The organism is Streptomyces sp. JB150 (assembly GCF_011193355.1).
In the GTDB taxonomy this organism is placed as follows: Bacteria; Actinomycetota; Actinomycetes; order Streptomycetales; family Streptomycetaceae; genus Streptomyces.
Window position 1 is genome coordinate 5,892,629 of the sequence record NZ_CP049780.1, and the last position, 23,783, is coordinate 5,916,411.

The 23,783-nt window shown below is 72.6% G+C and carries 20 protein-coding genes; 8 read left to right on the forward strand and 12 right to left on the reverse strand.

The annotated features are described in order from the left end of the window. Positions 1 to 170: 170 nt before the first annotated feature. From G7Z13_RS27030 to G7Z13_RS27045, 4 genes are all read right to left on the reverse strand, one after another. Positions 171 to 2,300, reverse strand: a complete 2,130-nt coding sequence (locus G7Z13_RS27030) for a 3-hydroxyacyl-CoA dehydrogenase NAD-binding domain-containing protein (protein WP_166002822.1) — start codon at positions 2,298 to 2,300, stop codon at positions 171 to 173. Beyond that, positions 2,297 to 3,514: an acetyl-CoA C-acyltransferase gene (locus tag G7Z13_RS27035; RefSeq protein ID WP_166002823.1), complete on the reverse strand. Its 1,218-nt coding sequence runs from the start codon at positions 3,512 to 3,514 to the stop codon at positions 2,297 to 2,299. The genes G7Z13_RS27030 and G7Z13_RS27035 overlap by 4 nt, the downstream gene beginning before the upstream one ends. 157 nt (positions 3,515 to 3,671) lie before the next feature. Next, positions 3,672 to 4,709 (reverse strand): LacI family DNA-binding transcriptional regulator, encoded by a 1,038-nt coding sequence (locus G7Z13_RS27040; RefSeq protein ID WP_166002824.1) that lies wholly within the window; start codon positions 4,707 to 4,709, stop codon positions 3,672 to 3,674. After that, entirely contained in the window at positions 4,706 to 7,084 is a 2,379-nt protein-coding gene (locus tag G7Z13_RS27045) for a glycoside hydrolase family 2 protein (RefSeq protein WP_166002825.1), read from the reverse strand. Before G7Z13_RS27045 ends, G7Z13_RS27040 begins: the two co-directional genes overlap by 4 nt. Positions 7,085 to 7,245: 161 nt before the next feature. On the opposite strand from G7Z13_RS27045, the gene G7Z13_RS27050 reads away from it, so the two are divergent. From G7Z13_RS27050 to G7Z13_RS27060, 3 genes are read left to right on the forward strand one after another with little or no spacing between them, the layout of a single operon-like run. Beyond that, complete coding sequence (locus G7Z13_RS27050; RefSeq protein WP_166002826.1) at positions 7,246 to 8,592, forward strand: ABC transporter substrate-binding protein; 1,347 nt, start codon at positions 7,246 to 7,248, stop codon at positions 8,590 to 8,592. After that, a complete protein-coding gene (locus tag G7Z13_RS27055; protein WP_166002827.1) occupies positions 8,592 to 9,539 on the forward strand; it encodes a sugar ABC transporter permease in 948 nt (315 codons plus the stop codon). Before G7Z13_RS27050 ends, G7Z13_RS27055 begins: the two co-directional genes overlap by 1 nt. Then, positions 9,536 to 10,366: a carbohydrate ABC transporter permease gene (locus G7Z13_RS27060; protein ID WP_166002828.1), complete on the forward strand. Its 831-nt coding sequence runs from the start codon at positions 9,536 to 9,538 to the stop codon at positions 10,364 to 10,366. Before G7Z13_RS27055 ends, G7Z13_RS27060 begins: the two co-directional genes overlap by 4 nt. Before the next feature lie 82 nt (positions 10,367 to 10,448). On the opposite strand, the gene G7Z13_RS27065 is transcribed toward G7Z13_RS27060, so the two are convergent. Further along, positions 10,449 to 11,738, reverse strand: a complete 1,290-nt coding sequence (locus tag G7Z13_RS27065; protein WP_166002829.1) for a ribonuclease D — start codon at positions 11,736 to 11,738, stop codon at positions 10,449 to 10,451. A gap of 252 nt (positions 11,739 to 11,990) precedes the next feature. On the opposite strand from G7Z13_RS27065, the gene G7Z13_RS27070 reads away from it, so the two are divergent. Further along, a complete protein-coding gene (locus tag G7Z13_RS27070; RefSeq protein ID WP_166002830.1) occupies positions 11,991 to 12,167 on the forward strand; it encodes a hypothetical protein in 177 nt (58 codons plus the stop codon). Between the two features lie 211 nt (positions 12,168 to 12,378). Here G7Z13_RS27070 and G7Z13_RS27075 read toward each other — a convergent pair whose 3' ends face one another. Further along, on the reverse strand, positions 12,379 to 13,041 hold the full coding sequence (locus tag G7Z13_RS27075) for a response regulator transcription factor (RefSeq protein ID WP_166002831.1): 663 nt from the start codon (positions 13,039 to 13,041) through the stop codon (positions 12,379 to 12,381). Positions 13,042 to 13,254: 213 nt separating this feature from the next. Then, a complete protein-coding gene (locus tag G7Z13_RS27080) occupies positions 13,255 to 13,923 on the reverse strand; it encodes a DUF3000 domain-containing protein (protein ID WP_166002832.1) in 669 nt (222 codons plus the stop codon). A 114-nt stretch (positions 13,924 to 14,037) separates the two neighbouring features. Here G7Z13_RS27080 and hemE point away from each other — a divergent pair, with 114 nt between their 5' ends. Beyond that, complete coding sequence (hemE, locus tag G7Z13_RS27085) at positions 14,038 to 15,093, forward strand: uroporphyrinogen decarboxylase (protein WP_166002833.1); 1,056 nt, start codon at positions 14,038 to 14,040, stop codon at positions 15,091 to 15,093. A gap of 9 nt (positions 15,094 to 15,102) precedes the next feature. On the opposite strand, the gene G7Z13_RS27090 is transcribed toward hemE, so the two are convergent. Then, positions 15,103 to 15,927 carry a rhomboid family intramembrane serine protease gene (locus tag G7Z13_RS27090; protein WP_166002834.1) on the reverse strand — a complete coding sequence of 275 codons (825 nt, stop codon included), beginning with the start codon at positions 15,925 to 15,927 and terminating at the stop codon, positions 15,103 to 15,105. 108 nt (positions 15,928 to 16,035) lie between these two features. Here G7Z13_RS27090 and G7Z13_RS27095 point away from each other — a divergent pair, with 108 nt between their 5' ends. Next, positions 16,036 to 16,314 (forward strand): hypothetical protein, encoded by a 279-nt coding sequence (locus tag G7Z13_RS27095; RefSeq protein ID WP_166002835.1) that lies wholly within the window; start codon positions 16,036 to 16,038, stop codon positions 16,312 to 16,314. Between the two features lie 67 nt (positions 16,315 to 16,381). On the opposite strand, the gene G7Z13_RS27100 is transcribed toward G7Z13_RS27095, so the two are convergent. Together G7Z13_RS27100 and G7Z13_RS27105 are read right to left on the reverse strand one after the other, a co-directional pair. Then, the gene (locus G7Z13_RS27100) at positions 16,382 to 17,788 is read right to left on the reverse strand and encodes an FAD-dependent oxidoreductase (protein ID WP_166002836.1); all 1,407 of its coding nucleotides are present in this window, start codon (positions 17,786 to 17,788) and stop codon (positions 16,382 to 16,384) included. Between the two features lie 27 nt (positions 17,789 to 17,815). Then, positions 17,816 to 18,847, reverse strand: a complete 1,032-nt coding sequence (locus tag G7Z13_RS27105; protein ID WP_166002837.1) for a DUF4349 domain-containing protein — start codon at positions 18,845 to 18,847, stop codon at positions 17,816 to 17,818. 159 nt (positions 18,848 to 19,006) lie between these two features. Between G7Z13_RS27105 and hemG the strand changes: the two genes are divergently transcribed. Beyond that, on the forward strand, positions 19,007 to 20,464 hold the full coding sequence (gene hemG / locus G7Z13_RS27110) for a protoporphyrinogen oxidase (protein WP_166002838.1): 1,458 nt from the start codon (positions 19,007 to 19,009) through the stop codon (positions 20,462 to 20,464). A 5-nt stretch (positions 20,465 to 20,469) separates the two neighbouring features. Further along, complete coding sequence (gene hemQ / locus G7Z13_RS27115; RefSeq protein WP_166002839.1) at positions 20,470 to 21,195, forward strand: hydrogen peroxide-dependent heme synthase; 726 nt, start codon at positions 20,470 to 20,472, stop codon at positions 21,193 to 21,195. 7 nt (positions 21,196 to 21,202) lie between these two features. Here hemQ and G7Z13_RS27120 read toward each other — a convergent pair whose 3' ends face one another. Both G7Z13_RS27120 and G7Z13_RS27125 read right to left on the reverse strand, forming a co-directional pair. Further along, a complete protein-coding gene (locus tag G7Z13_RS27120) occupies positions 21,203 to 22,789 on the reverse strand; it encodes an alpha/beta hydrolase (RefSeq protein WP_166002840.1) in 1,587 nt (528 codons plus the stop codon). A gap of 173 nt (positions 22,790 to 22,962) precedes the next feature. Next, positions 22,963 to 23,718, reverse strand: coding sequence for a TIGR04222 domain-containing membrane protein (locus G7Z13_RS27125; RefSeq protein ID WP_166002841.1), 756 nt, complete (start codon positions 23,716 to 23,718; stop codon positions 22,963 to 22,965). Positions 23,719 to 23,783: the final 65 nt, after the last annotated feature.

Consider the following 23,783-nt stretch of genomic DNA (forward strand, 5'->3'; position numbering starts at 1 on the left):
GTCACCGAGCACCATGCCGAGCATCATGCCGCGCGCCATGACCGGCCCTTTCCACGAGGAGCCACCACAAGGTACGGCCAAAGGCTCGCACAGCCGCCGCGGCCACGGCAAACCGGTGCCCCGCACACCAAGTGGCGTGCGGGGCACCGGTGATGAGGCGCGCGAAGGGGTTACGCCGGGACGCTCGCCACGCCCTGCGGGAGGAACCGCTTGCCGTTCACCCGCTCGGACACGCCCTCACGGTCCAGGTACGGCGTGATGCCGCCCAGGTGGAAGGGCCAGCCGGCGCCCGTGATCAGGCACAGGTCGATGTCCTGGGCCTCGGCCACGACGCCCTCGTCGAGCATGAGCCCGATCTCCTGGGCCACCGCCTCCAGGACGCGCTCGCGGACCTGCTCCTCGGTGAGGACGGTGTCGCCCTGCTTCAGCAGCGCGGCGACCTCCGGGTCCAGCTCGGGCTTGCCGCTGTCGTAGACGTAGAAGCCGCGCTTGCCGGCCTCGACGACCGCCTTCAGGTTCGGGGAGACCGTGAAGCGGTCCGGGAACGCCTTGTTGAGCGTCTCGGAGACGTGCAGGCCGATCGCCGGGCCGACCAGCTCCAGCAGGACCAGCGGGGACATGGGCAGGCCCAGCGGCTCGACCGCCTTCTCCGCGACGTCGACCGGGGTGCCCTCGTCGATGACGTTCTGGATCTCGCCCATGAAGCGGGTCAGGATGCGGTTGACGACGAACGCCGGGGCGTCCTTCACCAGCACCGCGGTCTTCTTCAGCTTCTTGGCGACGGCGAACGCGGTCGCGAGCGAGGCGTCGTCCGTCTGCTCGCCGCGGACGATCTCCAGCAGCGGCAGCACGGCGACCGGGTTGAAGAAGTGGAAGCCGACGACCCGCTCGGGGTGCTTCAGCTTCGACGCCATCTCCGACACCGACAGCGAGGAGGTGTTGGTGGCCAGGATCGCGTGCGCCGGGGCGACCGCCTCGACCTCCGCGAACACCTTCTGCTTGACGCCCATCTCCTCGAACACGGCCTCGATGACGAAGTCCGCGTCCGCGAAGCCCTCGGCCTTGTCCAGGACACCGGTGACCAGCGCCTTGAGGCGGTTGGCCTTGTCCTGGTTGATCCGGCCCTTGCCGAGCAGCTTGTCGATCTCGGCGTGGACGTAGCCCACGCCCTTGTCGACGCGCTCCTGGTCGATGTCGGTCAGGACGACCGGGACCTCCAGGCGGCGCAGGAAGAGCAGGGCGAGCTGCGAGGCCATCAGGCCCGCGCCCACGACGCCCACCTTCGTCACCGGGCGCGCCAGGTTCTTGTCGGGCGCTCCGGCCGGACGCTTGCCGCGCTTCTGCACCAGGTTGAAGGCGTAGATGCCGGCGCGCAGCTCCCCGCCCATGATCAGGTCGGCGAGCGCCTTGTCCTCGGCGTCGTAGCCCTGCTGCAGGTCGCCGTTCTTGGCGGCGGCGATGATGTCCAGGGCGCGGTAGGCGGCCGGGGCGGCGCCGTGCACCTTGGAGTCCGCGATGAAGCGGCCCTTGGCGACGGCCTGGTCCCAGGCCTCGCCGCGGTCGATCACCGGGCGGTCGACGACGATCTCGCCCTTGAGGACGGACGCCGTCCAGATGAGGGACTGCTCCAGGAAGTCCGCGCCCTCGAAGAGCGCGTCGGCGATGCCCAGCTCGTAGACCTGCCGGCCCTTGAGCTGCCGGTTCTGGTTGAGGCTGTTCTCGATGATCACCGAGACGGCCTTCTCCGCGCCGATCAGGTTCGGCAGCAGGGTGCAGCCGCCCCAGCCGGGGACCAGGCCGAGGAAGACCTCGGGGAGGGAGAACGCGGGAACGGCCGCGGACACCGTGCGGTAGGTGCAGTGCAGGCCGACCTCGACGCCGCCGCCCATCGCGGCGCCGTTGTAGTAGGCGAACGTCGGCACGGCGAGGCCGGACAGGCGCTTGAAGACGTCGTGGCCGCCCTTGCCGATGGCGTAGGCGTGGTCCCACTCCTTCAGCAGCTCGACGCCCTTGAGGTCGGCGCCGACGGCGAAGATGAACGGCTTGCCGGTGATGCCGACACCGACGATCTCGCCGTCCGCGGCCTCCTTCTCGACCTGGTCGATGGCGGCGTTCAGGTTCGCCAGCGACTGGGGGCCGAAGGTGGTCGGCTTGGTGTGGTCGTGCCCGTTGTCGAGGGTGATCAGGGCGAACCGCCCGACGCCCAGGGGCAGGTCGAAGTGGCGTACGTGCGCCTGCGTGACGACCTCGTCCGGGAACAGCTCGGCCGCACCCTTCAGCAGCTCAGCGGTGGTGCTCACTTGTCCCCCTCGAAGTGCGGGTTCTCCCAGATGACCGTCGCGCCCATGCCGAAGCCGACGCACATGGTGGTCAGGCCGTAGCGGACGTGCGGCTGCTCCTCGAACTGGCGGGCCAGCTGCGTCATCAGGCGGACGCCGGAGGAGGCCAGCGGGTGGCCGAAGGCGATGGCGCCGCCGTACTGGTTGACGCGCGCGTCGTCGTCGGCGATGCCGTAGTGCTCCAGGAAGGCCAGGACCTGGACGGCGAAGGCCTCGTTGATCTCGAACAGGCCGATGTCGGAGATCGACAGGCCCGCCTTGGCGAGGGCCTTCTCGGTGGCCGGGATCGGGCCGTAGCCCATGACCTCCGGCTCCACGCCCGCGAAGGCGTAGGAGACCAGGCGCATCTTGACCGGCAGGCCGTTCTCGCGCGCGAAGTCCTCGGAGGCGATGATCGAGGCGGTGGCGCCGTCGTTCAGACCGGCCGCGTTGCCCGCGGTGACCCGGCCGTGCACACGGAACGGCGTCTTCAGGCCCTGGAGGTTCTCCAGCGTGGTGCCCGGGCGCATCGGCTCGTCGGCGGTGACCAGACCCCAGCCGGTCTCGCCGCCCTCGGGGTTGGTGCGGCGCACCGAGATCGGGACCAGGTCGGCCTGGATCTTGCCGTTGGCGTACGCCTTGGCGGCCTTCTCCTGGGAGCGGACCGCGTACTCGTCGGCGCGCAGCTTGGTGATCTGCGGGTAGCGGTCGTGCAGGTTCTCGGCCGTCATGCCCATGAACAGGGCGGACTCGTCGACCAGCTTCTCGGAGACGAACCGCGGGTTCGGGTCGACGCCCTCGCCCATCGGGTGGCGGCCCATGTGCTCGACACCGCCCGCGATGACGGCGTCGTAGGCGCCGAAGGCGATGGAGCCGGCGGTCGTCGTCACGGCCGTCAGGGCGCCCGCGCACATCCGGTCGATGGAGTAGCCGGGGACCGACTGCGGCAGACCGGCGAGGATGCCGGCCGTGCGGCCGAGGGTCAGGCCCTGGTCACCGATCTGCGTGGTCGCGGCGATGGCGACCTCGTCGATCTTCTTCGGGTCCAGGCCGGGGTTGCGGCGCAGCAGCTCCCGGATCGCCTTCACGACAAGGTCGTCGGCGCGGGTCTCGTGGTAGATGCCCTTCGGGCCCGCCTTGCCGAACGGGGTGCGGACGCCGTCGACGAAGACGACGTCCCTGACGGTACGAGGCACGATGGCTCTCCTCCAGGGTGTGCGGGGTGGCACTGCTGCGGCACGCATGCACTGAGCGCGCGCTCAGTCCCATGCTACTTGTGGGTAACGTAGCTGCACAGTCCCCCCACCCGGAGCGGTGAAGGTCACACCCGGAAGGCCGCCGGAACGCCGCCGCTCACCGGGCCGGCGGCGCCGTCGACCCGCGCGGCGTCAGGACGGGCGTCGGCACCGGATGCGACCCCGGACCGTCCCCGGTGATCACCCCGAACAGCGTCCGCGCCACCTCCGCGCCGAACCCGTGCACATCGTGACTCATCGCGGACAGCGTCGGATGCGTCAGCCGGCACAGCTGCGAGTCGTCCCACGCCAGCAGCGACACGTCCTCCGGCACCCGCAGACCCATCTCCGCCGCCACCGACAGCCCGGCCACCGCCATGATGTCGTTGTCGTACACGATCGCCGTCGGCCGGTCCGGCGGGGCGGCGGTCAGCAGCGACCGCGTCGCCCGCGCCCCCGCCTCGCCCGAGAAGTCGGTCGCCACCTGCCACGCCCCGGCCAGCCCCAGCTCCCGCGCCACCGAGTCGAAGGCGGCCGTGCGCAGCGCCGTGTGCCCGAGCGCCGCCGCGCCGCCGACCCGGGCGATCCGCCGGTGCCCGAGCGCGGCGAGATACCGCACCGCCTCACCCACGGCGGTCGTGTCGTCCGTCCACACCGAGGTCAGCGAACCGGTCAGCGACGGATGCCCGACGGCGACCACCGGCAGCCCGAGCCGTTCGGCGACCGGCACCCGCGGATCCTCCGCGCGGAAGTCCACCAGGATCGAACCGCCGATCTGCCGCCCCTTCCACCAGGACTCCAGCAGCCCGGCCTCCTCCTCCACGCTCTTCACCAGGCGCAGCAGCAGGGAGCAGGAGTGCTCGGTCAGCACGCTCTCCACGCCGGAGACGAACTCCATGTAGAACGGCTCCAGGCCCAGCAACCGCGCCGGCCGGCAGATCGCCAGCCCCACCACGTCCACCCGTGACCCGGCCAGCGACCGCGCGGTCAGGTTCGGCTCCCAGCCCAGCTCCCGGGCGGCCCGGAAGATCCGCTCCCGGGTGGCCTGCGACAGGCCCGGTTTGTGGTTGAAGGCCAGCGACACGGCACCCTTGGAGACACCGGCGCGCGCGGCGACGTCCTTGATGGTGACGCGAGGACCAGGAACGGCGGTCATCGAGAGGGCTCCATGCAGTACAGGGCGGCCCGGGCGGCGGCCGCGTCGGGATTCTCCCAGCCCCGCACGCCGATGGTCACCCGCTCCCCGGGAAGCAGGGTCACGAGCCCCCGGTCGGCGCGCGCCGCCGGGTGCAGCCGGTCGGCCTGGAGCAGCAGGTCCCGCACCAGCGTCCGGGCCGTCACCTCGATGCCGCCCGGCACCAGCGCCACCTCGAACCGAGGCCGCGGGTAGGGGATCTCCCGGTCCGGCGCGGGAAAGCGCAGCGAGCGTGAGGCACCGTCCGCCTCCGCCACCAGGAACTCCTTCGGCCCGCCCGGCTCCAGCTCGCGCGGCACCGGCACCGCCTCGACCGCGCGCCGCCCCGCCGTGAAGCCCACCTCCGCCGCGCCCAGCACCTCTCCCTCGACGTTCATCCGGCGCAGCCGCAGCGCACCCGGCCACACCTCGCCGGACTGGTTGACGACGGCGACCACGAGCCCGCCGTCCCGCTCCTCCCGCACGGTCAGCAGCCGGTCGGCGTAGACCCGCCTCAGCTCGTGGTAGAGGGGTTTCTCGCGGCCGTCGCCGTCGATGGCGGCCCAGGAGGTGACGGGCCAGCAGTCGTTGAGCTGCCAGACGACGGTGCCCGCGCACACGGGCCAGTGCGAGCGCCAGTGCTCGATGCCGGCGGCGACCGCGCGGGCCTGGTTGACCTGGGTCAGGTAGTGCCAGCGGTCGAAGTCGCCCTCCGGGACAGCGAAATGGTGCTCCAGGCCGCGGTTCAGCTTGCCGTTGCCGTCCTCGGCCTTCTGGTGGTGCAGCATCCCCGGCGAGTCGGGGGCGAGTTCCTCGCCGGGCAGCGCGCGGCGCAGCGTGGCGTGGGCGGGGGGTGCCTGCCAGCCGAACTCGGCGACGAACCGGGGCACGCTCGCCCGGTACCCGGCGTAGTCCTGCCGGTTCCACACCTCCCAGGAGTGGTGGGTGCCGTGCGCCGGGTCGTTGGGGTGATGGTCCCAGGAGCCGGACCAGGGACTGCCCGCGGTGTACGGCCGGGTGGGGTCCAGCTCGGCGACGATCCGCGGCAGCAGGCCGAGGTAGTAGCCCTCCCCCCAGGAGTCCCCGGCGAGCGGGCCCTCCCAGTCCCAGTCCCTAAACCCCCACAGGTTCTCGTTGTTGCCGTTCCACAGCACCAGCGACGGATGCGGCATCAACCGGACGACGTTCTCCCGCGCATCCGCCTCCACCTCGCCCCGCAGCGGCTGCTCCTCCGGGTAGGCGGCACACGCGAAGAGGAAGTCCTGCCAGACCATGAGCCCGAGTTCGTCGCAGACGTCGTAGAAGGCGTCGTCCTCGTAGATCCCGCCGCCCCACACCCGCACCAGGTCCACGCCCGCGTCCGCAGCCTGCCGCAGCCGCCGCTCGTACCGCGCGCGCGTCACCCGGGACGGGAACACGTCGTCCGGGATCCAGTTCACGCCCCGCGCGAACAGGCGCTCGCCGTTGACGACGAGGGTGAACCCGGTGCCGTGCTCGTCGGCGGAGGTGTCCAGCTCCACGGTCCTGAAGCCCACCCGCCGCCGCCACACGTCCAGCCGGTCGGTGCCGTGCAGCAGCGTCAGCTCCACGTCGTACAGCGGCTGTGCGCCGTAGCCGCGCGGCCACCACAGCGCCACGTCCGGCACCCGCAGCCGTACGACCCCTGTCGTGCCGTCGACCGCGGCGCGCGCCACCGTCCCGCCCACCCGGGCCTCCACGGTGAGGTCCGCCTCGACGCGGGTGCGTTCCACGTCGAGCCGCAGCTCGACCACGCCCGTGCCGTCCTCGACGGTGACCAGCGGGCGGACGCGGGCGATCCGGGCCGTCGACCAGTGCTCCAGCCGCACCGGCCGCCAGATGCCCGCGGTCACCAGCGTGGGCCCCCAGTCCCAGCCGAACGAGCAGGCCATCTTGCGCACGTACTGGTACGGCTCGGTGTAGGCGCCGGGGCGCTCGCCCAGCTCGCCCCGGACGGCCTCGGCCTCGGTGTACGCGGAGGCGAACCGGACCGTGAGCCGCCCCGCCAGACCGGTGACGTCGAACCGGTACGAGCGGTGCATGTTCCGCACCCGGCCCAGGAGCCGGCCGTCGAGCCGGATCTCGGCGACCGTGTCCAGGCCGTCGAAGACGAGGTCGGTCTGCTCGTACGGGGCACCCGAGACGTCCAGGTCGCGCTCGTACGTCCACTCCCGGCGGCCCACCCAGGCGACCTCCGGCTCGTTCCGGCCGAGGAACGGGTCCGGGATCACTCCGGCGGCCAGCAGATCGGTGTGCACGCACCCCGGCACGGCGGCCGGGAGCGAGGCCCCCTCGTGGAGCAGGACCCAGCCCTCGTCGAGCGGTGTGGCCTCCACCATGCGCACTCCCTTAACCGGTCCAAGACAACGGGAAATCTTTTCGCAAGCTCGCACGCAACCTTGGCGAGATAGAGACTTTACCGGTTCAGAAAGCGCTGTCAGAGTGCCGAAACCAGCCAACCCGCACGTGCTCGTCCGTCCCGTGAACGGAGCTGACGCACATGAACCGCCGCACCGACCACCGCACCAACGGCCCGGCGACCCGCCGCGCCACCCTCGCCCTCGCCGCGGCCACCCTGCTCCTCGCCGCGTGCACCGGCACCGGAGGCAGCACCGAGGGCGCGGACGCCAAGGCCCCCGACGACCCGTCCCGGGTGAGCGGAACCATCACCGTCCTCACCGTCCGCACCGACCTCGTGCAGGACGGCACGATGGACCGCTACGCCGCCGCGTTCAACAAGACCTATCCCAAGGTCAAGGTCGAGTTCCAGGCCCTCACGAACTACGAGTCCGAGATCAAGATCCGGATGAACACGGAGAACTACGGCGACGTCCTGCTGATCCCCGCGGTGATCGAGAAGGACGACTACCCGAAGTTCTTCGCCTCGCTCGGCAGCCGGGAGGAACGCCGCGAGAAGTACCGCTTCACCGACTTCACCACGGTGGACGGCAAGGTCTACGGGCAGAGCCCGGTCGGCGTGGCCCCCGGCTTCGTCTACAACAAGCGGGTGTGGAAGGAGGCCGGGATCACCGAGTGGCCCACCACCCCGGACGAGTTCCTCGCCGCCCTGAAGGCCGTGAAGTCCCGGACCGACGCGATTCCCTACTACACCAACTTCGCCGCCCAGTGGCCGCTGACCTCCTGGACGTACGTCAACGGCTCCGTCAGCTGCGACACCGGCGCCACCACGAAGCTCGCCGAGGGCAACCCGTGGGCCGAGGGCGCCGACCTGCGCGTCGCGGACACCCTGCTGCACGACATCGTCGCGCAGGGCCTCGCCGAGAAGGACCCGACCACCACCAACTGGGAGGCCTCCAAGACCCGGCTGGCCAAGGGCGAGATCGCCACCCAGTGGCTCGGCACCTGGGCGGTCGTCCAGTTCCGGGACGCCGCCCGCAAGGCCGGCGTGAACCCCGACGACATCGGCTTCATGCCCTTCCCGGCCCAGGTGGACGGCACGTTCTGCGCGGTCGTCGCCCCCGACTACAACCAGGCCGTCAACATCCACTCCGACCACAAGGAGGCGGCCCGCGCCTGGATCGACTGGTTCACCGACAAGTCCGGCTACGTCGAGGACAACCTCGCCATCTCGCCCCTCCGGGACGCGCCGCTGCCCGAGGTGCTGAAGCCCTACGAGGAGGAGGGCGTCCAGCTCATCGAGGTCGACGACGCCCGGGGCGCCGAGGTCAAGCGGATCGACAACGAGTCCGAGGTCGGCATCTACAAGCCCGACTACCGCCAGGACCTCGTCGACCTGGCCCGCGGCGCCCGCGACGGCGATCTGGACGGCTTCCTCGACGACCTCGGCAGGCGCTGGACCGAGACCCAGAAGTCCCTGGGGTCCTGATGGCGCACCTCACCGAGAAGGCCCGGGGCACGGCACCGGCCGCACCCGCCCCGCCCCGGCCGGTTCCGGCACCCCGCCGGGCCCGCCTGCGGCGGGGCGTCACCCCCTGGCTGTTCCTGCTGGCCCCGCTCGCGCTGCTGGTCACCTTCACGTACGCGCCGATCGTCAACATGGTCGCGTACAGCTTCACCGACTGGGACGGGGTCAGCCCCGAGCTGCGCTTCACGGGGCCCGGCAACTACACGGAGATCTTCACCCGCGAGGACCTGTTCCAGGTCTTCTTCGTCTCCGGCTATTACCTCGCCGCCTCCGCGGTGCAGATCGTCGCCGCGCTGTACTTCGCCACGGTCCTCAGCTTCAACGTCCGCTTCCGGAACTTCTTCAAGGGCGTGCTGTTCTTCCCGTACCTGATCAACGGGGTGGCGATCGGCTTCGTCTTCCTCTACTTCTTCCAGGACGGCGGCACCCTCGACTCGGTGCTCGGCCTGTTCGGCGCGGACCCCGACCACGCCTGGCTGGGCGACCCCGTCTCGGCGAACACCTCCCTCGCGGGCGTGTCCGTCTGGCGCTACCTCGGCCTGAACTTCGTCCTGTTCCTCGGCGCGATCCAGTCCATCCCCGGCGAGCTGTACGAGGCGGCCGAGCTGGACGGGGCGAACCGCTGGCAGCAGTTCCGGCACATCATCGCGCCCGGCATCAAACCGGTGCTCACCCTGACCGTGATCCTGTCGGTCTCCGGCTCGCTGTCCGCCTTCGAGATCCCGTACATCATGACCGGCGGCGCGACCGGCACCGAGACCTTCGTGATCCAGACCGTGAAGCTGGCGTTCCAGTTCAACAAGACGGGGCTCGCCTCGGCGGCGGCCGTCGTGCTGCTGCTGATCATCCTGCTGGTGACCTGGGTGCAGCGCCGCCTCGTCCCCGACGAGAGGGTGGACCTCGTATGACCCGCCGCGTCCTGGCCCGCACCCTGGTGTACCTGTCGCTGGCCCTGGCGACGGTGGTCGTGCTGCTCCCGCTGACGGTGGTCGTGCTGACCTCGCTCAAGACCGAGCGGGAGATGGCGGACGACGGCGGCGCGCTGTCCCTGCCGGAGAATCCGCTGAACTTCGCCAACTACGTGTCGGCGTTCCAGGACGGCCGGATGCTCTCCGCGTTCGGCAACACGGCCTTCGTCCTGCTCTTCGCGGTCGGCGGCACCGTGCTGATCGGTTCCATGACGGCGTACGCGATCGACCGGTTCCGCTTCCGCTTCCGCAAGCCGGTCCTGGCGGCCTTCCTGGTCGCCGCGCTGGTCCCCGGGGTCACCACCCAGGTCGCGACCTTCCAGATCGTCACGAGCCTCGGCATGTTCGACTCGCTGTGGGCGCCGATCGCTCTCTACATGGGCACCGACATCGTCTCGATCTACATCTTCCTGCAGTTCGTCCGGTCCATCCCGGTCTCCCTGGACGAGGCCGCCCGCCTCGACGGCGCCGGCGCCTTCACCATCTACCGCAAGATCATCTTCCCGCTGCTGAAGCCGGCGATCGCCACGGTCGTCATCGTGAAGGGGATCACCGTCTACAACGACTTCTACATCCCCTTCCTCTACATGCCCTCCGAAGACCTTGGCGTGATCTCGACGTCCCTTTTCCGCTTCCGCGGCCCCTTCGGCGCCCACTGGGAGACCATCTCGGCAGGAGCCGTCCTGGTCATCCTGCCCACACTGATCGTCTTCCTGGCCCTCCAGAAGTTCATCTACAACGGCTTCACCAAGGGAGCGACCAGATGACCCCCAGAGGCGCACCCCTCAGGGGCGCGGGGAACTGCGCGACCAGCCACAACGCACCCGCACAGGCCCCCGGCCAAAACCCTTACGCCGGCTTCGCCGCCAACGCCTCCACCAACACCGGCGTCACCAACTCCACCTGCCACGCCCGAGCCCCGTACGCCCCCAACGCCTCCGCGACACCGACGGAGTCCCCCCGCTGCGGCGGCTCCCAGCACAGCCGCCGCACGGCATCCGGCGCGACCAGGTTCTCCTGCGGCAGATTCAGCTCCTCGGCCAGCGCGGTGACCCCCGCACGGGCCGCGGACAGCCGGGCGGCGGCGGCCGGATCCTTGTCGGCCCACGCCCGCGGCGGCGGCGGCCCGGCGACGGGCTGCCCCGGCTGCGGCAGCTGCGACTCGGGCAGCGCCTTCGCCCGGTCGACGGCCGCCTGCCACTGCTCCAGCTGCCGCCGCCCCATCCGGTGCCCGAAACCGTTCAGCGCGGACAGCGCGTGCACATTGCCCGGAAGGGCGAGCGCGGCCTCCACGATGGCCGCGTCCGACAGCACCTTGCCCGGCGACACATCGCGCCGCTGCGCGATGGCGTCCCGCGTCTGCCACAGCTCGCGCACCACGGCGAGCTGGCGCCGGCGCCGCACCTTGTGCATGCCGGACGTCCGCCGCCAGGGGTCCTTGCGGGGCTCCGGCGGCGGCGCCGACGCGATCGCGTCGAACTCCTGCCGGGCCCACTCCAGCTTGCCCTGCCGGTCCAGCTCCTTCTCCAGCGCGTCCCGCAGGTCGACCAGCAGCTCGACGTCGAGCGCGGCGTAGCGCAGCCAGGGCTCGGGCAGCGGGCGGGTGGACCAGTCGACGGCGGAGTGGCCCTTCTCCAGGACGTAGCCGAGCACGTTCTCGACCATGGCGCCGAGGCCGACGCGCGGGAACCCGGCGAGCCGCCCGGCCAGCTCGGTGTCGAACAGCCGGGTGGGCACCATGCCTATCTCGCGCAGGCACGGCAGGTCCTGCGTGGCGGCGTGCAGCACCCACTCGGTGTCGGACAGCGCCTCGCCGAGGGCGGACAGGTCGGGGCAGGCGACCGGGTCGATCAGCGCGGTGCCCGCGCCCTCGCGGCGCAGCTGCACCAGGTAGGCGCGCTGGCCGTAGCGGTAGCCGGAGGCACGTTCGGCGTCGACGGCGACGGGGCCCGAGCCGTCGGCGAAGGCGGCGATCACCCGGGCGAGAGCGGCCTCGTCCGCGATCACGGGCGGGATGCCCTCACGCGGCTCCAGCAAGGGGATCGGCGCCTCCGTAGCAGAAGATCCGCCGTCGTCCGGAGGGGCGCCTCCGGTGGTTCGCAGTGAGCTGTCTGCTGCGGTGTCGTGGGCGTCGGTCACCTGTCAAGGGTATCCGTACAGGCGAATGGCTGACCTGTCTCTCCGCACACGAGCGAGGCTGACCAGCGAAAACAAGCCTCGCCGCTGCGCGCCGCCACGCAGGCTTTCCCCGCCATGTGCCCTGGTTGCGCCCTCTTGCCCGCCCTCGGGGACGCCGAGCGAGGACGCCGGGCGCCCGCTTCTCGACGACGTGGGACGGCGAGGACGAGTGTGGAAGCGAGCGATATCTCTCCACGAGTCTGGTGATGCCTCATGGAAGCCGCCCTCCGCAGACGCACCGCCCTGGCTGCGTGCGGCTTCGCGCTCTGCGGCGCGCTCGCCGCACCGGCGGCCATGGAAGCCGCCTCGATCGTGACCGACAGCGGACAGACCCAGGTCGAGGCGGGGGACAAGGCAAAGAAGGGCAAGAAGGGAAAGAAAGCGAAGTAGGAGGCGAAGCCGCCATCGAGGGGCGCCCTGAAGGCGCCCCACCTTTATGCGCGCTCGGCGGCGTGGGCGGCTTTCTCCGGCAGCCGGACGGTTCCGAGCGAGGCCGCAGACGCGCGGTGCCCGTCGGCGGAACGTTCCGCCGACGGGCACCGGAGGGTGGTGAACCGGTCAGTTACGGGGGATCACGGGGTGCGGGCAGGGGTCGGTTGATTCAGTGGATGATGCCGGTGCGCAGGGCCACGGCGACCATGCCGGCCCGGTCACCGGTGCCCAGCTTGCGGGCGATGCGGGCGAGGTGGCTCTTGACGGTCAGGGCGGACAGGCCCATCGAGACGCCGATGGCCTTGTTGGACTGGCCCTCGGCGACCAGCCGCAGCACCTCCACCTCGCGGCCGGACAGCTCGCGGTAGCCGCCCGGGTGGCTCGGGGCGCCCGGGGGGCGGCGGTGCAGGCGGGCGGCGGCGGCGCCGATGGGGGCGGCGCCGGGTCGGGTGGGGAGCCCGACGTTGGTGCGGGTGCCGGTGACGACGTAGCCCTTCACACCGCCCGCGAGGGCGTTGCGGACGGCGCCGATGTCGTCGGCGGCGGACAGGGCGAGCCCGTTGGGCCAGCCCGCGGCGCGCGTCTCCGCCAGGAGGGTCAGGCCGGAGCCGTCGGGCAGGTGGACGTCGGCGACGCAGATGTCGCGGGGGTTGCCGATGCGGGGACGAGCCTCGGCGATGGACGACGCCTCGATGACGTCACGCACACCGAGCGCCCACAGATGGCGGGTGACGGTGGAGCGGACGCGCGGATCGGCGACGACGACCATGGCGGTGGGCTTGTTCGGGCGGTAGGCGACCAGGCTTGCGGGCTGCTCGAGGAGAACGGACACCAGGCCTCCTGGGGTGCGGGACGGCTTTGAAGGTCACAGTCGTCTTCGGCAGCAAACCTGCGGGGCTTTAGGGAATGATCACGATCTAGTGAGTAGCAATCGGTGCAATTCGGACACCCTGTCGATCGTTCGGTGAACGAATCGGTTCGTTCGAGTGACTACTCCTGATTGAAAGTGGCCGTATCGACAAAACGACGGTCGGTCGGCCGCTGGTCAGCGCGACTGCGGCCCGCGCCGCTGCGGCAACGTCACCACCGAAGCGTCACCCGGACCGGCGGGCGGCAGCCCGGCCACCTGAGCCAGCAGATCGCACCAGGCCGCCAGGTGCCCCGCCGTGTCCGGCACCCCGCCCAGCCCTTCCCGCGGCGTCCACGAGGCACGGATCTCGATCTGCGAGGCCGCCGGGCGCGCCGACAGCCCGCCGAAGTAGTGGGAGCTGGCCCGGGTCACCGTGCCGCTCGGCTCGCCGTACGTCAGCCCGCGCGCCTGCAGCGCCCCGGTCAGCCACGACCAGCACACGTCCGGCAGCAGCGGATCGGCCGCCATCTCCGGCTCCAGCTCCGCGCGCACCAGCGTCACCAGCCGGAACGTGCCCCGCCAGGCCTCGTGCCCGGCCGGATCGTGCAGCAGCACCAGCCGGCCGTCGGCCAGGTCCTGCTCGCCGTCGACCACCGCCGCCTCCAGGGCGTACGCGTACGGCGCGAGCCGCTGCGGGGCCCGCGTGGCCTCGACCTCCAGCTGCGGGCGCAGCCGCGCCGACCTCAGGGCGTCGACGGCGGCCCGGAAGACCGGCGGAGCCGCCTCACCCGCATGCAGATCCCTCTCCTTCGGGTCGTCCATTCCGCCAGCGCCGTCCGACAGTCGTCCCTGAGCCGCAGCCATGCGGGGAAGATTAAGCGGAACGGGCGCCCGGCGCAGGGAGAGACACCCCGCCGGTCGCACCGGTGTGCGCAGGGCCCGGCCGGGGCCGTCGGCGTGCCGTGCGAAACTTGCCCCGTGAGTGCCAACCAGACGCAGCCTTCCGCGACGTACGACTCCGCCTTCCTCAAGGCGTGCAGGCGCGAACCCGTGCCGCACACGCCCGTGTGGTTCATGCGGCAGGCCGGGCGCTCGCTGCCCGAGTACCGCAAGGTCCGCGAGGGCATCCCCATGCTGGAGTCCTGCATGCGGCCCGAGCTGGTCACCGAGATCACCCTCCAGCCGGTGCGCCGGCACGGCGTGGACGCGGCGATCTTCTTCAGTGACATCGTCGTCCCGCTCAAGGCCATCGGCGTCGACCTCGACATCAAGCCCGGCGTCGGCCCGGTCGTCGAGCGCCCGGTCCGCTCCCGCGCGGACCTCGACCGGCTGCGACACCTCACCCCCGAGGACGTCCCCTACGTCACCGAGGCCATCGGGATGCTCACCCGCGAGCTGGGCTCCACCCCGCTCATCGGCTTCGCCGGCGCCCCCTTCACCCTCGCGAGCTACCTCGTCGAGGGCGGCCCCTCGCGGACGTACGAGAACGCCAAGGCGATGATGTACGGCGACCCCGAGCTGTGGGCCGACCTGCTCGACCGCCTCGCGGACATCACGGCCGCGTTCCTGAAGGTCCAGATCGAGGCGGGCGTCTCGGCGGTCCAGCTGTTCGACTCCTGGGCCGGCGCGCTCGCCCCCGCCGACTACCGGCGCTCCGTCCTGCCCGCCTCGGCGAAGGTCTTCCAGGCCGTCGCCGGCTACGGCGTCCCGCGCATCCACTTCGGCGTCGGCACCGGCGAGCTGCTGGGCCTGATGGGCGAGGCCGGCGCGGACGTCGTCGGCGTCGACTGGCGCGTCCCGCTCGACGAGGCCGCCCGCCGGGTCGGCCCCGGCAAGGCGCTCCAGGGCAACCTCGACCCGACCGTCCTGTTCGCCTCCACCGAGGCCGTCGAGGCCAAGACCCGCGAGGTGCTGGACGCGGCGGCCGGCCTGGAGGGCCACGTCTTCAACCTCGGCCACGGCGTCATGCCGGCCACCGACCCGGACGCGCTGACCCGCCTGGTCGACTACGTCCACACGCGGACCGCCCGCTGAGCAGAGGCCTCACCAGGTGTGCCGGGGCCGGGCCTGCCTGCCGAAGAGCAGGCCGCGCGGCTCCGGCGGCGGTGGCGTGCCCGGCTTGAGCGGCCAGGCCAGCAGCATCCCGGCGAGGAAGCCGACGATGTGCGCCGCGTACGCCACGGTGCCGGCGTCCGAGACGCCCTCGCCGGAGGAGTACACCGCCTGGAGCCCGAACCAGAAGCCCAGCACCAGCCAGGCCGGCAGCCTCAGCGGCAGGAAGATCAGGAACGGCACCAGCACCCACACCCGGGCCTTCGGATACAGCACCAGATAGGCGCCGAGGACCCCGGCGATCGCCCCGGACGCGCCGATCAGCGGCTCGCCCGAACCGGCGTTGAGGAGCGCGAAGCCGTACGTCGCCGCGTAGCCGCACGCCAGGTAGAACAGCGCGAAGCGGACGTGGCCCATGCGGTCCTCGATGTTGTTGCCGAAGATCAGCAGGAACAGCATGTTGCCGAGCAGGTGCAGCCAGCCGCCGTGCAGGAACATCGCGCTGAGCACGCTCAGCTCAGGTGACTTGCCGTAGTCCGGCGGCGCCACGACACAGCCCGGCCCCTGCGGCCCCACCGCGGTCTCGCCGGTCGGCACCAGCCGCGGCATCCGGTGGTGGATCAGCTCCTGCGGCACCGCCGCGTACTGGTCCAGGAACGCGTGCAGATGGCACTGCTGGGCGAGGGCCGTGTCCCCGGCCACGGTGCCGGCCAGGCCGGGCATGAACAGGAACGCCAGCACGTTGGCGGCGATGAGCGCGTACGTCACCCAGGGCGTACGGCGCGCCGGGTTCACGTCATGGACCGGGATGACCACAAGGGAGTAGTGCCCGGGATGCGCGCGGCGAATACGCCTGAACGGCGCGGTTCAGGCGTACGTATGTTCCGGCGACCGTCTCTGCCGCGACGACGTGAGGAACAGCCGATGAGCGACCGTGTGACCCCTGCGATGCACGCCCTGCCCGACGGCGAGGCGGAACTCGCCCTCGTCGTCCGGCTGCCCTGGGAGGACGTGGCCCGGCTGGGCCAGGAGGCCGGGCGGCTGGCCGCGCAGATGCAGCGGCCGGTGACGCTGGACGAGGCGGTGAGCCACCGGCTGCGCTCCGCGCGGGTCGCTGCGCATGCCAGGCCGGGGACGACTGAGGCGGCTGCTGCCTCCGGGGCGTCTGTGGCGTCCTTGCCGCGGGTCACCGGGACGGCCTAGGCGACACGCGGGCTGCGGGCCGGCGCAGGCCGTCCGCGCCCCGCGCCCGGCGACGTCACCGCAGTCTTCACGGCGCTTCCCGCACCGCCACCGCGGCCTTGCGCGCGGCGACCTGCACCGGGTCCCACACGGGGGAGAACGGCGGCGCGTACCCGAGGTCCAGGTGGGCCACCTGCTCCACGGTCAGCCCGGCGGTCAGCGCCACCGCGGCGATGTCGACCCGCTTGCCCGCCCCCTCCCGTCCGACGATCTGGACGCCGAGGAGGCGGCCGGTGTGGCGCTCGGCGAGCATCTTGACGGTCATGGGGGAGGCGCCGGGGTAGTACCCCGCGCGGCTCGTGGACTCGATCGTGACCGCCACGTACTGCAGGCCCGCGCGGTGCGCGTCCTTCTCGCGCAGACCGGTGCGGGCGATCTCCAGGTCGCACACCTTGCTGACCGCGGTGCCGACCACTCCGGGGAACGTGGCGTACCCGCCGCCGATGTTGGTGCCGATGACCTGGCCGTGCTTGTTGGCGTGGGTGCCCAGCGCGATGTGCCGCTCGCGGCCGAAGACCAGGTCCAGCACCTCCACGCAGTCGCCGCCGGCCCAGATGTTCTCGTGACCGCGCACCCGCATCGCGAGATCGGTCAGCAGACCGCCGTGCGCGCCGAGCGGCAGGCCCGCCGCGCCGGCCAGCGTGGTTTCCGGGCGCACCCCGATCCCGAGGACGACCACGTCCGCCGGGTACTCGCCGTCCTCGGTGGCCACCGCGCGGACCCGCCCGTCGTCCCCGGTGAGCACCTTGGTGACCTCGGCGTCGTCCACCATGGTGATGCCCATCCCCGTCATCGCCTCGCGCACCAGCCGGCCCATGTCGGGATCGAGCGTGGACATCGGCTGGCTGCCCCGGTTGACGACCGTCACCTCGAAGCCGCGGCGCAGCAGCGCCTCGGCCATCTCCACGCCGATGTAGCCCGCCCCGACGACCACCGCGCGGCGGCCCTCCACGGTGGTGAGGGTGTCCAGCAGGGCCTGCCCGTCGTCGAGGGTCTGCACCCCGTGCACGCCGGGCGCGTCCACCCCGGGCAGGTCCGGCCGCACGGGCCGCGCCCCGGTGGCGATCACGAGGTGGTCGTACGGCGTCCACGACTCGGCACCGGTGGCGAGGTCCCGCGCGCGGACCCGCTGCCCGTCGACGTCGATCTCCGTGACCTCCGTGCGCAGCCGCAGGTCGATGCCGCGTTCCCGGTGCTCCTCGGGGGTGCGGGCGATCAGCCGGTCGCGGTCGTCGACGTCACCGCCCACCCAGTAGGGGATGCCGCACGCCGAGTACGAGGTGAAGTGGCCCCGCTCGAACGCCGTGATCTCCAGTTCGCCGGGGCCCTTCAGGCGGCGGGCCTGGGACGCCGCGGACATTCCCGCGGCGTCCCCGCCGATCACCACCAGACGCTGCCGGGCACCCTTCGGACGGTTCGTACGGCTCATGTTCATGCGAACACGCTACGGGGGCCCGGGATTTCAGTCGCGCGGCCCTTCCTGTTCCGCGCGCCGCGTCTCCTCGCTGATCGCGGACGCAGGTGTCTCCTCCCCGGACCTGCCGGGCTCATCGGTCCAGCCGGGCCCGCGTCCGTGCGCGGGCAGCGGGCCGAGCGCCGTGACCGCGGCCGGCTCCGCCGCGCGGTGTGCCCGCCGGGGCCGGACGAGCCGCAGCCACGCCAGCACCAGCAGGGCCGCCAGCGCGGCGAAGGGCAGCACCGCGGCGAGCGCCACGACGATCCAGCGCAGCATTCCGAGGAACGCCGCCCAGCCGCCGCCGAGCGCGTCCGCGACGCCCGGGTCGTCGTCGGCGGCGTCCTGCACCGCCGGCGTCTCGTTCAGCGACACGGTGATCGTCGCCAGACTCGTCCGGTCCTTCAGCGACGCCTGCCGGGCGAGCAGTGACTCCAGGTCGGCCTGCCGGCTGCTCAGCTCGCCCTCCAGGGTCACCACGTCGCCGAGCTTGGTCGCCTCCTCCATCAGCGCGCGGATCCGCTCCACGCTGGCCCGCTGGGTGCGGATCCGGCTCTCCACGTCGACGACCTGCTCGGTGACGTCCTGCGCCTTCGCGGTGCGCTCCAGCAGCCGGCCCGTGCCCTCCAGGTCCTCCAGCACCTCCTCGTACCGGTCGACCGGCACCCGCAGCACCAGCTCGGTGTACTCCTCGTCGTCGTTGCGGTGGGTGGTCTCCCGGCCGACGTGGCCGCCCGCGCCCTCGGCGATCGCGCGGGTCTCGGCGAGCGCCCGGGGCACGTCCTTCACCTGCACGGTCAGGGACGCGGTGCGGATGATGTGGCTCGCGGCGGGCTTCGGCGCCTTGTCCTGCGCGGTCCGGGACCGGCTGCCGGAGGAGCCCTCCGCGTAGCCCGCCCCCGCGTCGGCGGCCTTGGCCCCCTTGTCGGCGGCCCCGGACGCGTCGCCCTCGCCGCTGCATCCGGTGGCCGCGAGGGCGGTGGCCAGCAGCAGCCCGGCGAGATACCGGACGGGTCGTCGGGCGGAGTGTCGAGTGCGCATACGGGTGTACCCCCCGGGTGTCGGTGCGACGGACATTCCTGTGACGCGCGGGCACCGGCGAACGTTTGGCGCGCCAGGCCTCGAACCGGTCACGGTCGGGCCTCGGCCGGGACACGGCCCGCGAGCGGCACTGTCAGTGGTGTTTGAGAGGGTGAGGGCATGAGCGGAGTACGGAACGGCGACGGCGGACGGGTCGTCGTCATCGGAGCGGGCATCGCCGGGCTGGCCGCCGCCCACCGGCTGCTGGAGCGCGGGGCGCGGGTGACCGTGCTGGAGGCGTCCGACCGGGTCGGCGGCAAGCTGCTGCCCGGCGAGATCGCGGGCGTACGGGTCGACCTCGGCGCCGAGTCCCTGCTGGCCCGCCGCCCCGAGGCGATCGGCCTCGCCCGCGAGGTGGGCCTCGCCGGCCGGCTCCAGCCGCCCGCCACCAGCACCGCCGCACTGTGGACCCGCGGAGTCCTGCGCCCCATGCCCAAGGGCCACGTCATGGGCGTCCCCGGCACCGCCGAAGCCCTGTCCGGCGTCCTCTCCGAGGAGGGCGTGCGCCGCATCGAGCGGGACGCCGAACTGCCCCGCACCGAGGTCGGCGACGACATCGCGGTCGGGGAGTACGTGGCGGCCAGGCTGGGCCGCGAGGTCGTCGACCGCCTTGTCGAACCCCTGCTCGGCGGGGTCTACGCGGGCGACGCCTACCGGCTGTCCCTGCGCTCCGCCGTCCCCCAGCTCTTCGAGGCCGCCCGCACCCACACCTCGCTCACCGAGGCCGTCCGGGAAATCCAGGCCAAGGCGGCGGCGAACCCGCGGACCGGCCCCGTCTTCATGGGCCTGGAGGGCGGCGTCGGCACCCTGCCGCTCGCCGTCGCCGACTCGGTGCGCTCCCGCGGCGGCGAGATCCTGACCCGGACGCCGGCGACCGAGCTGCGCCGGGACACCGGCACGGGCTGGCGGATCACCGCGGGCGGCCGCACGCTGCACGCGGACGCCGTGGTCGTCGCCGTCCCCGCGCCGGCCGCCGCCGGCCTGCTGCGCGCCGAGGCCCCCGCGGCCGCGGCCGAGCTGGCGGCCGTGGAGTACGCGTCGATGGCGCTGATCACCCTCGCCTACCGCCGCGCCGACGTCCGCCTCCCCGAGGGCAGCGGCTTCCTGGTCCCCCCGGTCGACGGCCGCACCATCAAGGCGGCCACGTTCGCCTCCCACAAGTGGGCCTGGATCGCCGAGGAGGACCCCGGCACGGTGGTCCTGCGCACCTCGGTCGGACGCTACGGCGAGACGGAGATCCTCGGCCGCGACGACGCCGGCCTGGTCGCCGTCTCCCGCCACGACCTCGCGGCGGCCACCGGCCTCGACGCCGCCCCCGTCGCCACCCGCGTCACCCGCTGGGACGGCGGCCTGCCGCAGTACCCGGTCGGCCACCACGCGCGCGTGGCCCGCGTCCGCGGCCACCTCGCCGGCCTGCCCGGCCTCGCCGTCTGCGGCGCGGCCTACGACGGCGTCGGCGTCCCCGCGTGCGTCGCGAGCGCGTACGCCGCGGTGGACCAGCTGGCCGGTGACCTGCGCGGTGTGGAGCAGCTCACCGCCCACCCGGTGCAGAGCCTGCACGGCGGAGCGGGAGAATGAGGGACATGAGTGACGACGCCACCACCCCCGGCCGGATCCCGAACAAGGGCAAGCTGGCCAAGGACCTCAACGAGGTCATCCGCTACACCCTGTGGTCCGTGTTCAAGCTGAAGGACGTCCTCCCCGAGGACCGCGCGGGCTACGCCGAAGAGGTCCAGGAGCTGTTCGACCAGCTCGCCGCGAAGGACGTGACGATCCGCGGCACCTACGACGTCTCGGGTCTGCGCGCCGACGCCGACCTGATGATCTGGTGGCACGCCGAGACCAGCGACCAGCTGCAGGAGGCCTACAACCTCTTCCGCCGCACCCGCCTGGGCCGCGCGCTGACGCCGGTGTGGTCCAACATGGCGCTGCACCGCCCGGCCGAGTTCAACCGCTCGCACATCCCGGCGTTCCTCGCCGACGAGACGCCCCGCGACTACGTCAGCGTCTACCCCTTCGTGCGCTCCTACGACTGGTACCTCCTGCCGGAGGAGGACCGCCGCCGCATGCTCGCCGACCACGGCAAGATGGCCCGCGGCTACCCGGACGTCCGCGCCAACACCGTCGCCTCCTTCTCGCTCGGCGACTACGAGTGGATCCTCGCCTTCGAGGCCGACGAGCTGTACCGGATCGTCGACCTCATGCGCCACCTGCGCGCCTCCGAGGCCCGCTTGCACGTCCGCGAGGAAGTCCCCTTCTTCACCGGCCGCCGCAAGTCGGTGGCCGACCTGGTGGCCGGGCTCGCCTGACGAGCCGTCACCGCGCGGCGCGCGGTTCCGGCTCCGGGTGCGGCGCGCACGCGGCGCGCCGCCCCGGCACCCGGCCCTCCAGGAGGTACGCCTCGACGTGCCCGTTCACACACGCGTTGGGGCCGCCCACGATGCCGTGCGTCCCGGCGTCCCGCTCGGTGACCAGCACCGACCCCGACAGCCGCCGGTGCAGCTCCAGCGCCCCCTCGTACGGCGCCGCGGCATCCCGCTCCGCCGCCAGAATCAGGGTCGGCGGCAGCTCGCCGGGCCCGGTCCGCACGTCCAGCGGCTGCTGGCGCGGCGCCGCCCAGTACGCGCACGGCAGGTTCATCCAGACGTTGTCCCACGTCTCGAACGGCGCCACCCGCGCCAGCCGCGTGTTGTCCCGGTCCCACACCTCCCACTGGGTCGGCCAGGGGGCGTCGTTGCACTCCACGGCCGTGTAGACCGCGCTCGCGTTCTCCGCCTCGGCCGCCGCCTCCCGGCGCGGCGCGGCCAGGTCGACCAGCGGCTGCGGATCGCCCTTCAGGTACGCCGACAGCGCGTGCGCCCGCCCCGGCCAGTAGTCGTCGTAGTACCCGGCCTGGAGGAACAGGTTCTGCAGCTGCCCCGGCCCGGCCTTCCCGCCGGCCGGCTCCGCGGCCAGCCGCGCCCGCGCCCGGTCGTAGCTGCGCTGCACGGCCTGTTCGGTCTCGCCCAGCCCGTACACGCCGTGGTGCCGGGCGATCCACTCCTTCACCTCCGTCCAGCGCTCCTCGAACGCCGCCGACTGGGCGAGGTTGTTGCGGTACCAAATCTGCGCCGGGTCCGGGTTCACCGCCGAGTCGAACACCATCCGCCGTACGTGCGAGGGGAACAGGGTGGCGTACAGCGCCCCGAAGTAGGTGCCGTACGAGGACCCGAGGAACGTCAGTCTCTCCTCGCCCAGCGCGGCGCGCAGCACGTCCAGGTCGCGGGCGTTGTTGAGGGAGTGGTAGTGGCGCAGCGCGTCACCGGACCGCTCGGCGCAGCCGCGCGCGTACGCCTTGGCCTGCGCGATGCGTTCGCGCTTGTACGACTCCGAGGGGTGGGTGGGTGCCTGGGTGGGGCCCTTGAAGACGTCCTTCGGGTCGCGGCAGGACAGCGGGGCGGACCGGCCGACGCCGCGCGGCGCGTAGCCGACCAGGTCGTAGGCGGCGGCGATGCGCTTCCACTCGGGCAGCCTGCCGACCAGCGGGAAGTGGAAGCCGGAGGCGCCGGGGCCGCCGGGGTTGAAGACGAGGGCGCCCTGCCGGGGCACCTTGTGCTTGCTGTTGCCCGGGTCGCGCTGGGTGGCCCGGACCCGGCTGACGGCCAGCTCGATCTGCCGGCCGCCCGGCCGCGCGTAGTCGAGCGGGACGCGTACCGTGCCGCATTCCATCCGGCCCGGCAGGTCCTGGCCGGCGCCGTCGCACGGGCCGAACTCGACGCCCCGCACGGCCGCCCGGGCGACGGCCACCGCGGTGCCGCTCGCCTCCGGGGGCGCCGGGGAGCGGGGAGCGCTGCCGGCGGGGGCGGCGGCGAGGGTGGTCAGCAGCAGGGACCCGGCGGCCGTGTAGAGGGCGGCAGCTCTCATCGCGTACTCCCTTTCGGTGCGCGGCAGCGACAAAAGGGATGTTTCGTTCGCGTGTCACCGAAGGCAAGCACCGGGGGCCCGGTGTCGCCGCGTGCTTCCGCACGCCCCCCGAACAGGTGTCACCGGAATGTTCGGCGGGGCGGGGCGGGGCGGAAGGAGGGACCGGCGCCGGGTCAGTGCCGGCGGTCGAACGCCGCCCGCAGTTCCGGTTCGCCGACCGCGCGGACGCCGTGGACGGCGACCGCGGTGAGGTACGCGCGGTCGTCGGTGTGGTCGCCGCGGTGCCGGGGCAGCGCGGCCAGCAGCCGCTGCCCGGCCGGGGAGGCCCACCGCGAGCACGGGTGCGCCTCGATGCGCGCGAGGGCCAGGCAGCCCAGGGAGAGGACGAGGGGCAGCGCGAACCAGCAGGCGATCAGGTACCGCTCCAGCCCCGGTTCGCCGGGCAGCAGCAGCGCGGTGACGCCCAGCACGACCACGGCTGTGGCCGCGGCGCGCACCTGCCGCACACCGGCCGCGACCGTCGTCCGGGCCCCGGCCGGCACGGCCAGACCCGCGCGGACCAGCCGGTCGGCGAGCCCGCGCACCGCGTCGGTGGTCGCGGCGGCGGCCCGGACCGGAGCTATGGGGGACTGCCCCCGCGGGCCGATCGCTCCTATCACCGAGCGCTCTATGTCGTCCCGCCCGTGCGGGTCGACGACGGTCGCCCAGCCGGTGTGCGCGAGCAGCAGGCGGCGCTGACGGGCCATCGAGAGCAGCGCGAGATCGGCGACCCGCACGGGGCCGCCGGACAGGAACGCGGCCTCGTAGAGCGTCAGTTCGTGTGCCGGGTCCGTGTCCGCCCCGGCCGTGCGTACGGCGGCGAGGCACAGGGAGGCGCACGCCGCCCCGGCGGCGGACCAGGCGAGGAGCAGGAGCGGGACCCAGAACATGCCGTGTTTCTATGCCGTCGGTCCGCGGAATGCCATGCCCCGTTCAAAATCCGGACGGGACGTTG

What these genes read in the sequence shown, in the direction of transcription:
- G7Z13_RS27070 (WP_166002830.1), top strand. Translation starts at nt 11,991, where the DNA reads ATGGAAGCCGCCCTCCGCAGACGCACCGCCCTGGCTGCGTGCGGCTTC.
- G7Z13_RS27095 (WP_166002835.1), top strand. Translation starts at nt 16,036, where the DNA reads ATGAGCGACCGTGTGACCCCTGCGATGCACGCCCTGCCCGACGGCGAG.
- G7Z13_RS27045 (WP_166002825.1), bottom strand. Translation starts at nt 7,084, where the DNA reads ATGGTGGAGGCCACACCGCTCGACGAGGGCTGGGTCCTGCTCCACGAG.
- G7Z13_RS27100 (WP_166002836.1), bottom strand. Translation starts at nt 17,788, where the DNA reads ATGAACATGAGCCGTACGAACCGTCCGAAGGGTGCCCGGCAGCGTCTG.
- G7Z13_RS27055 (WP_166002827.1), top strand. Translation starts at nt 8,592, where the DNA reads ATGGCGCACCTCACCGAGAAGGCCCGGGGCACGGCACCGGCCGCACCC.
- G7Z13_RS27050 (WP_166002826.1), top strand. Translation starts at nt 7,246, where the DNA reads ATGAACCGCCGCACCGACCACCGCACCAACGGCCCGGCGACCCGCCGC.
- G7Z13_RS27125 (WP_166002841.1), bottom strand. Translation starts at nt 23,718, where the DNA reads ATGTTCTGGGTCCCGCTCCTGCTCCTCGCCTGGTCCGCCGCCGGGGCG.
- G7Z13_RS27040 (WP_166002824.1), bottom strand. Translation starts at nt 4,709, where the DNA reads ATGACCGCCGTTCCTGGTCCTCGCGTCACCATCAAGGACGTCGCCGCG.
- G7Z13_RS27060 (WP_166002828.1), top strand. Translation starts at nt 9,536, where the DNA reads ATGACCCGCCGCGTCCTGGCCCGCACCCTGGTGTACCTGTCGCTGGCC.
- hemQ (WP_166002839.1), top strand. Translation starts at nt 20,470, where the DNA reads ATGAGTGACGACGCCACCACCCCCGGCCGGATCCCGAACAAGGGCAAG.
- G7Z13_RS27105 (WP_166002837.1), bottom strand. Translation starts at nt 18,847, where the DNA reads ATGCGCACTCGACACTCCGCCCGACGACCCGTCCGGTATCTCGCCGGG.
- hemG (WP_166002838.1), top strand. Translation starts at nt 19,007, where the DNA reads ATGAGCGGAGTACGGAACGGCGACGGCGGACGGGTCGTCGTCATCGGA.
- G7Z13_RS27080 (WP_166002832.1), bottom strand. Translation starts at nt 13,923, where the DNA reads ATGGCTGCGGCTCAGGGACGACTGTCGGACGGCGCTGGCGGAATGGAC.
- G7Z13_RS27120 (WP_166002840.1), bottom strand. Translation starts at nt 22,789, where the DNA reads ATGAGAGCTGCCGCCCTCTACACGGCCGCCGGGTCCCTGCTGCTGACC.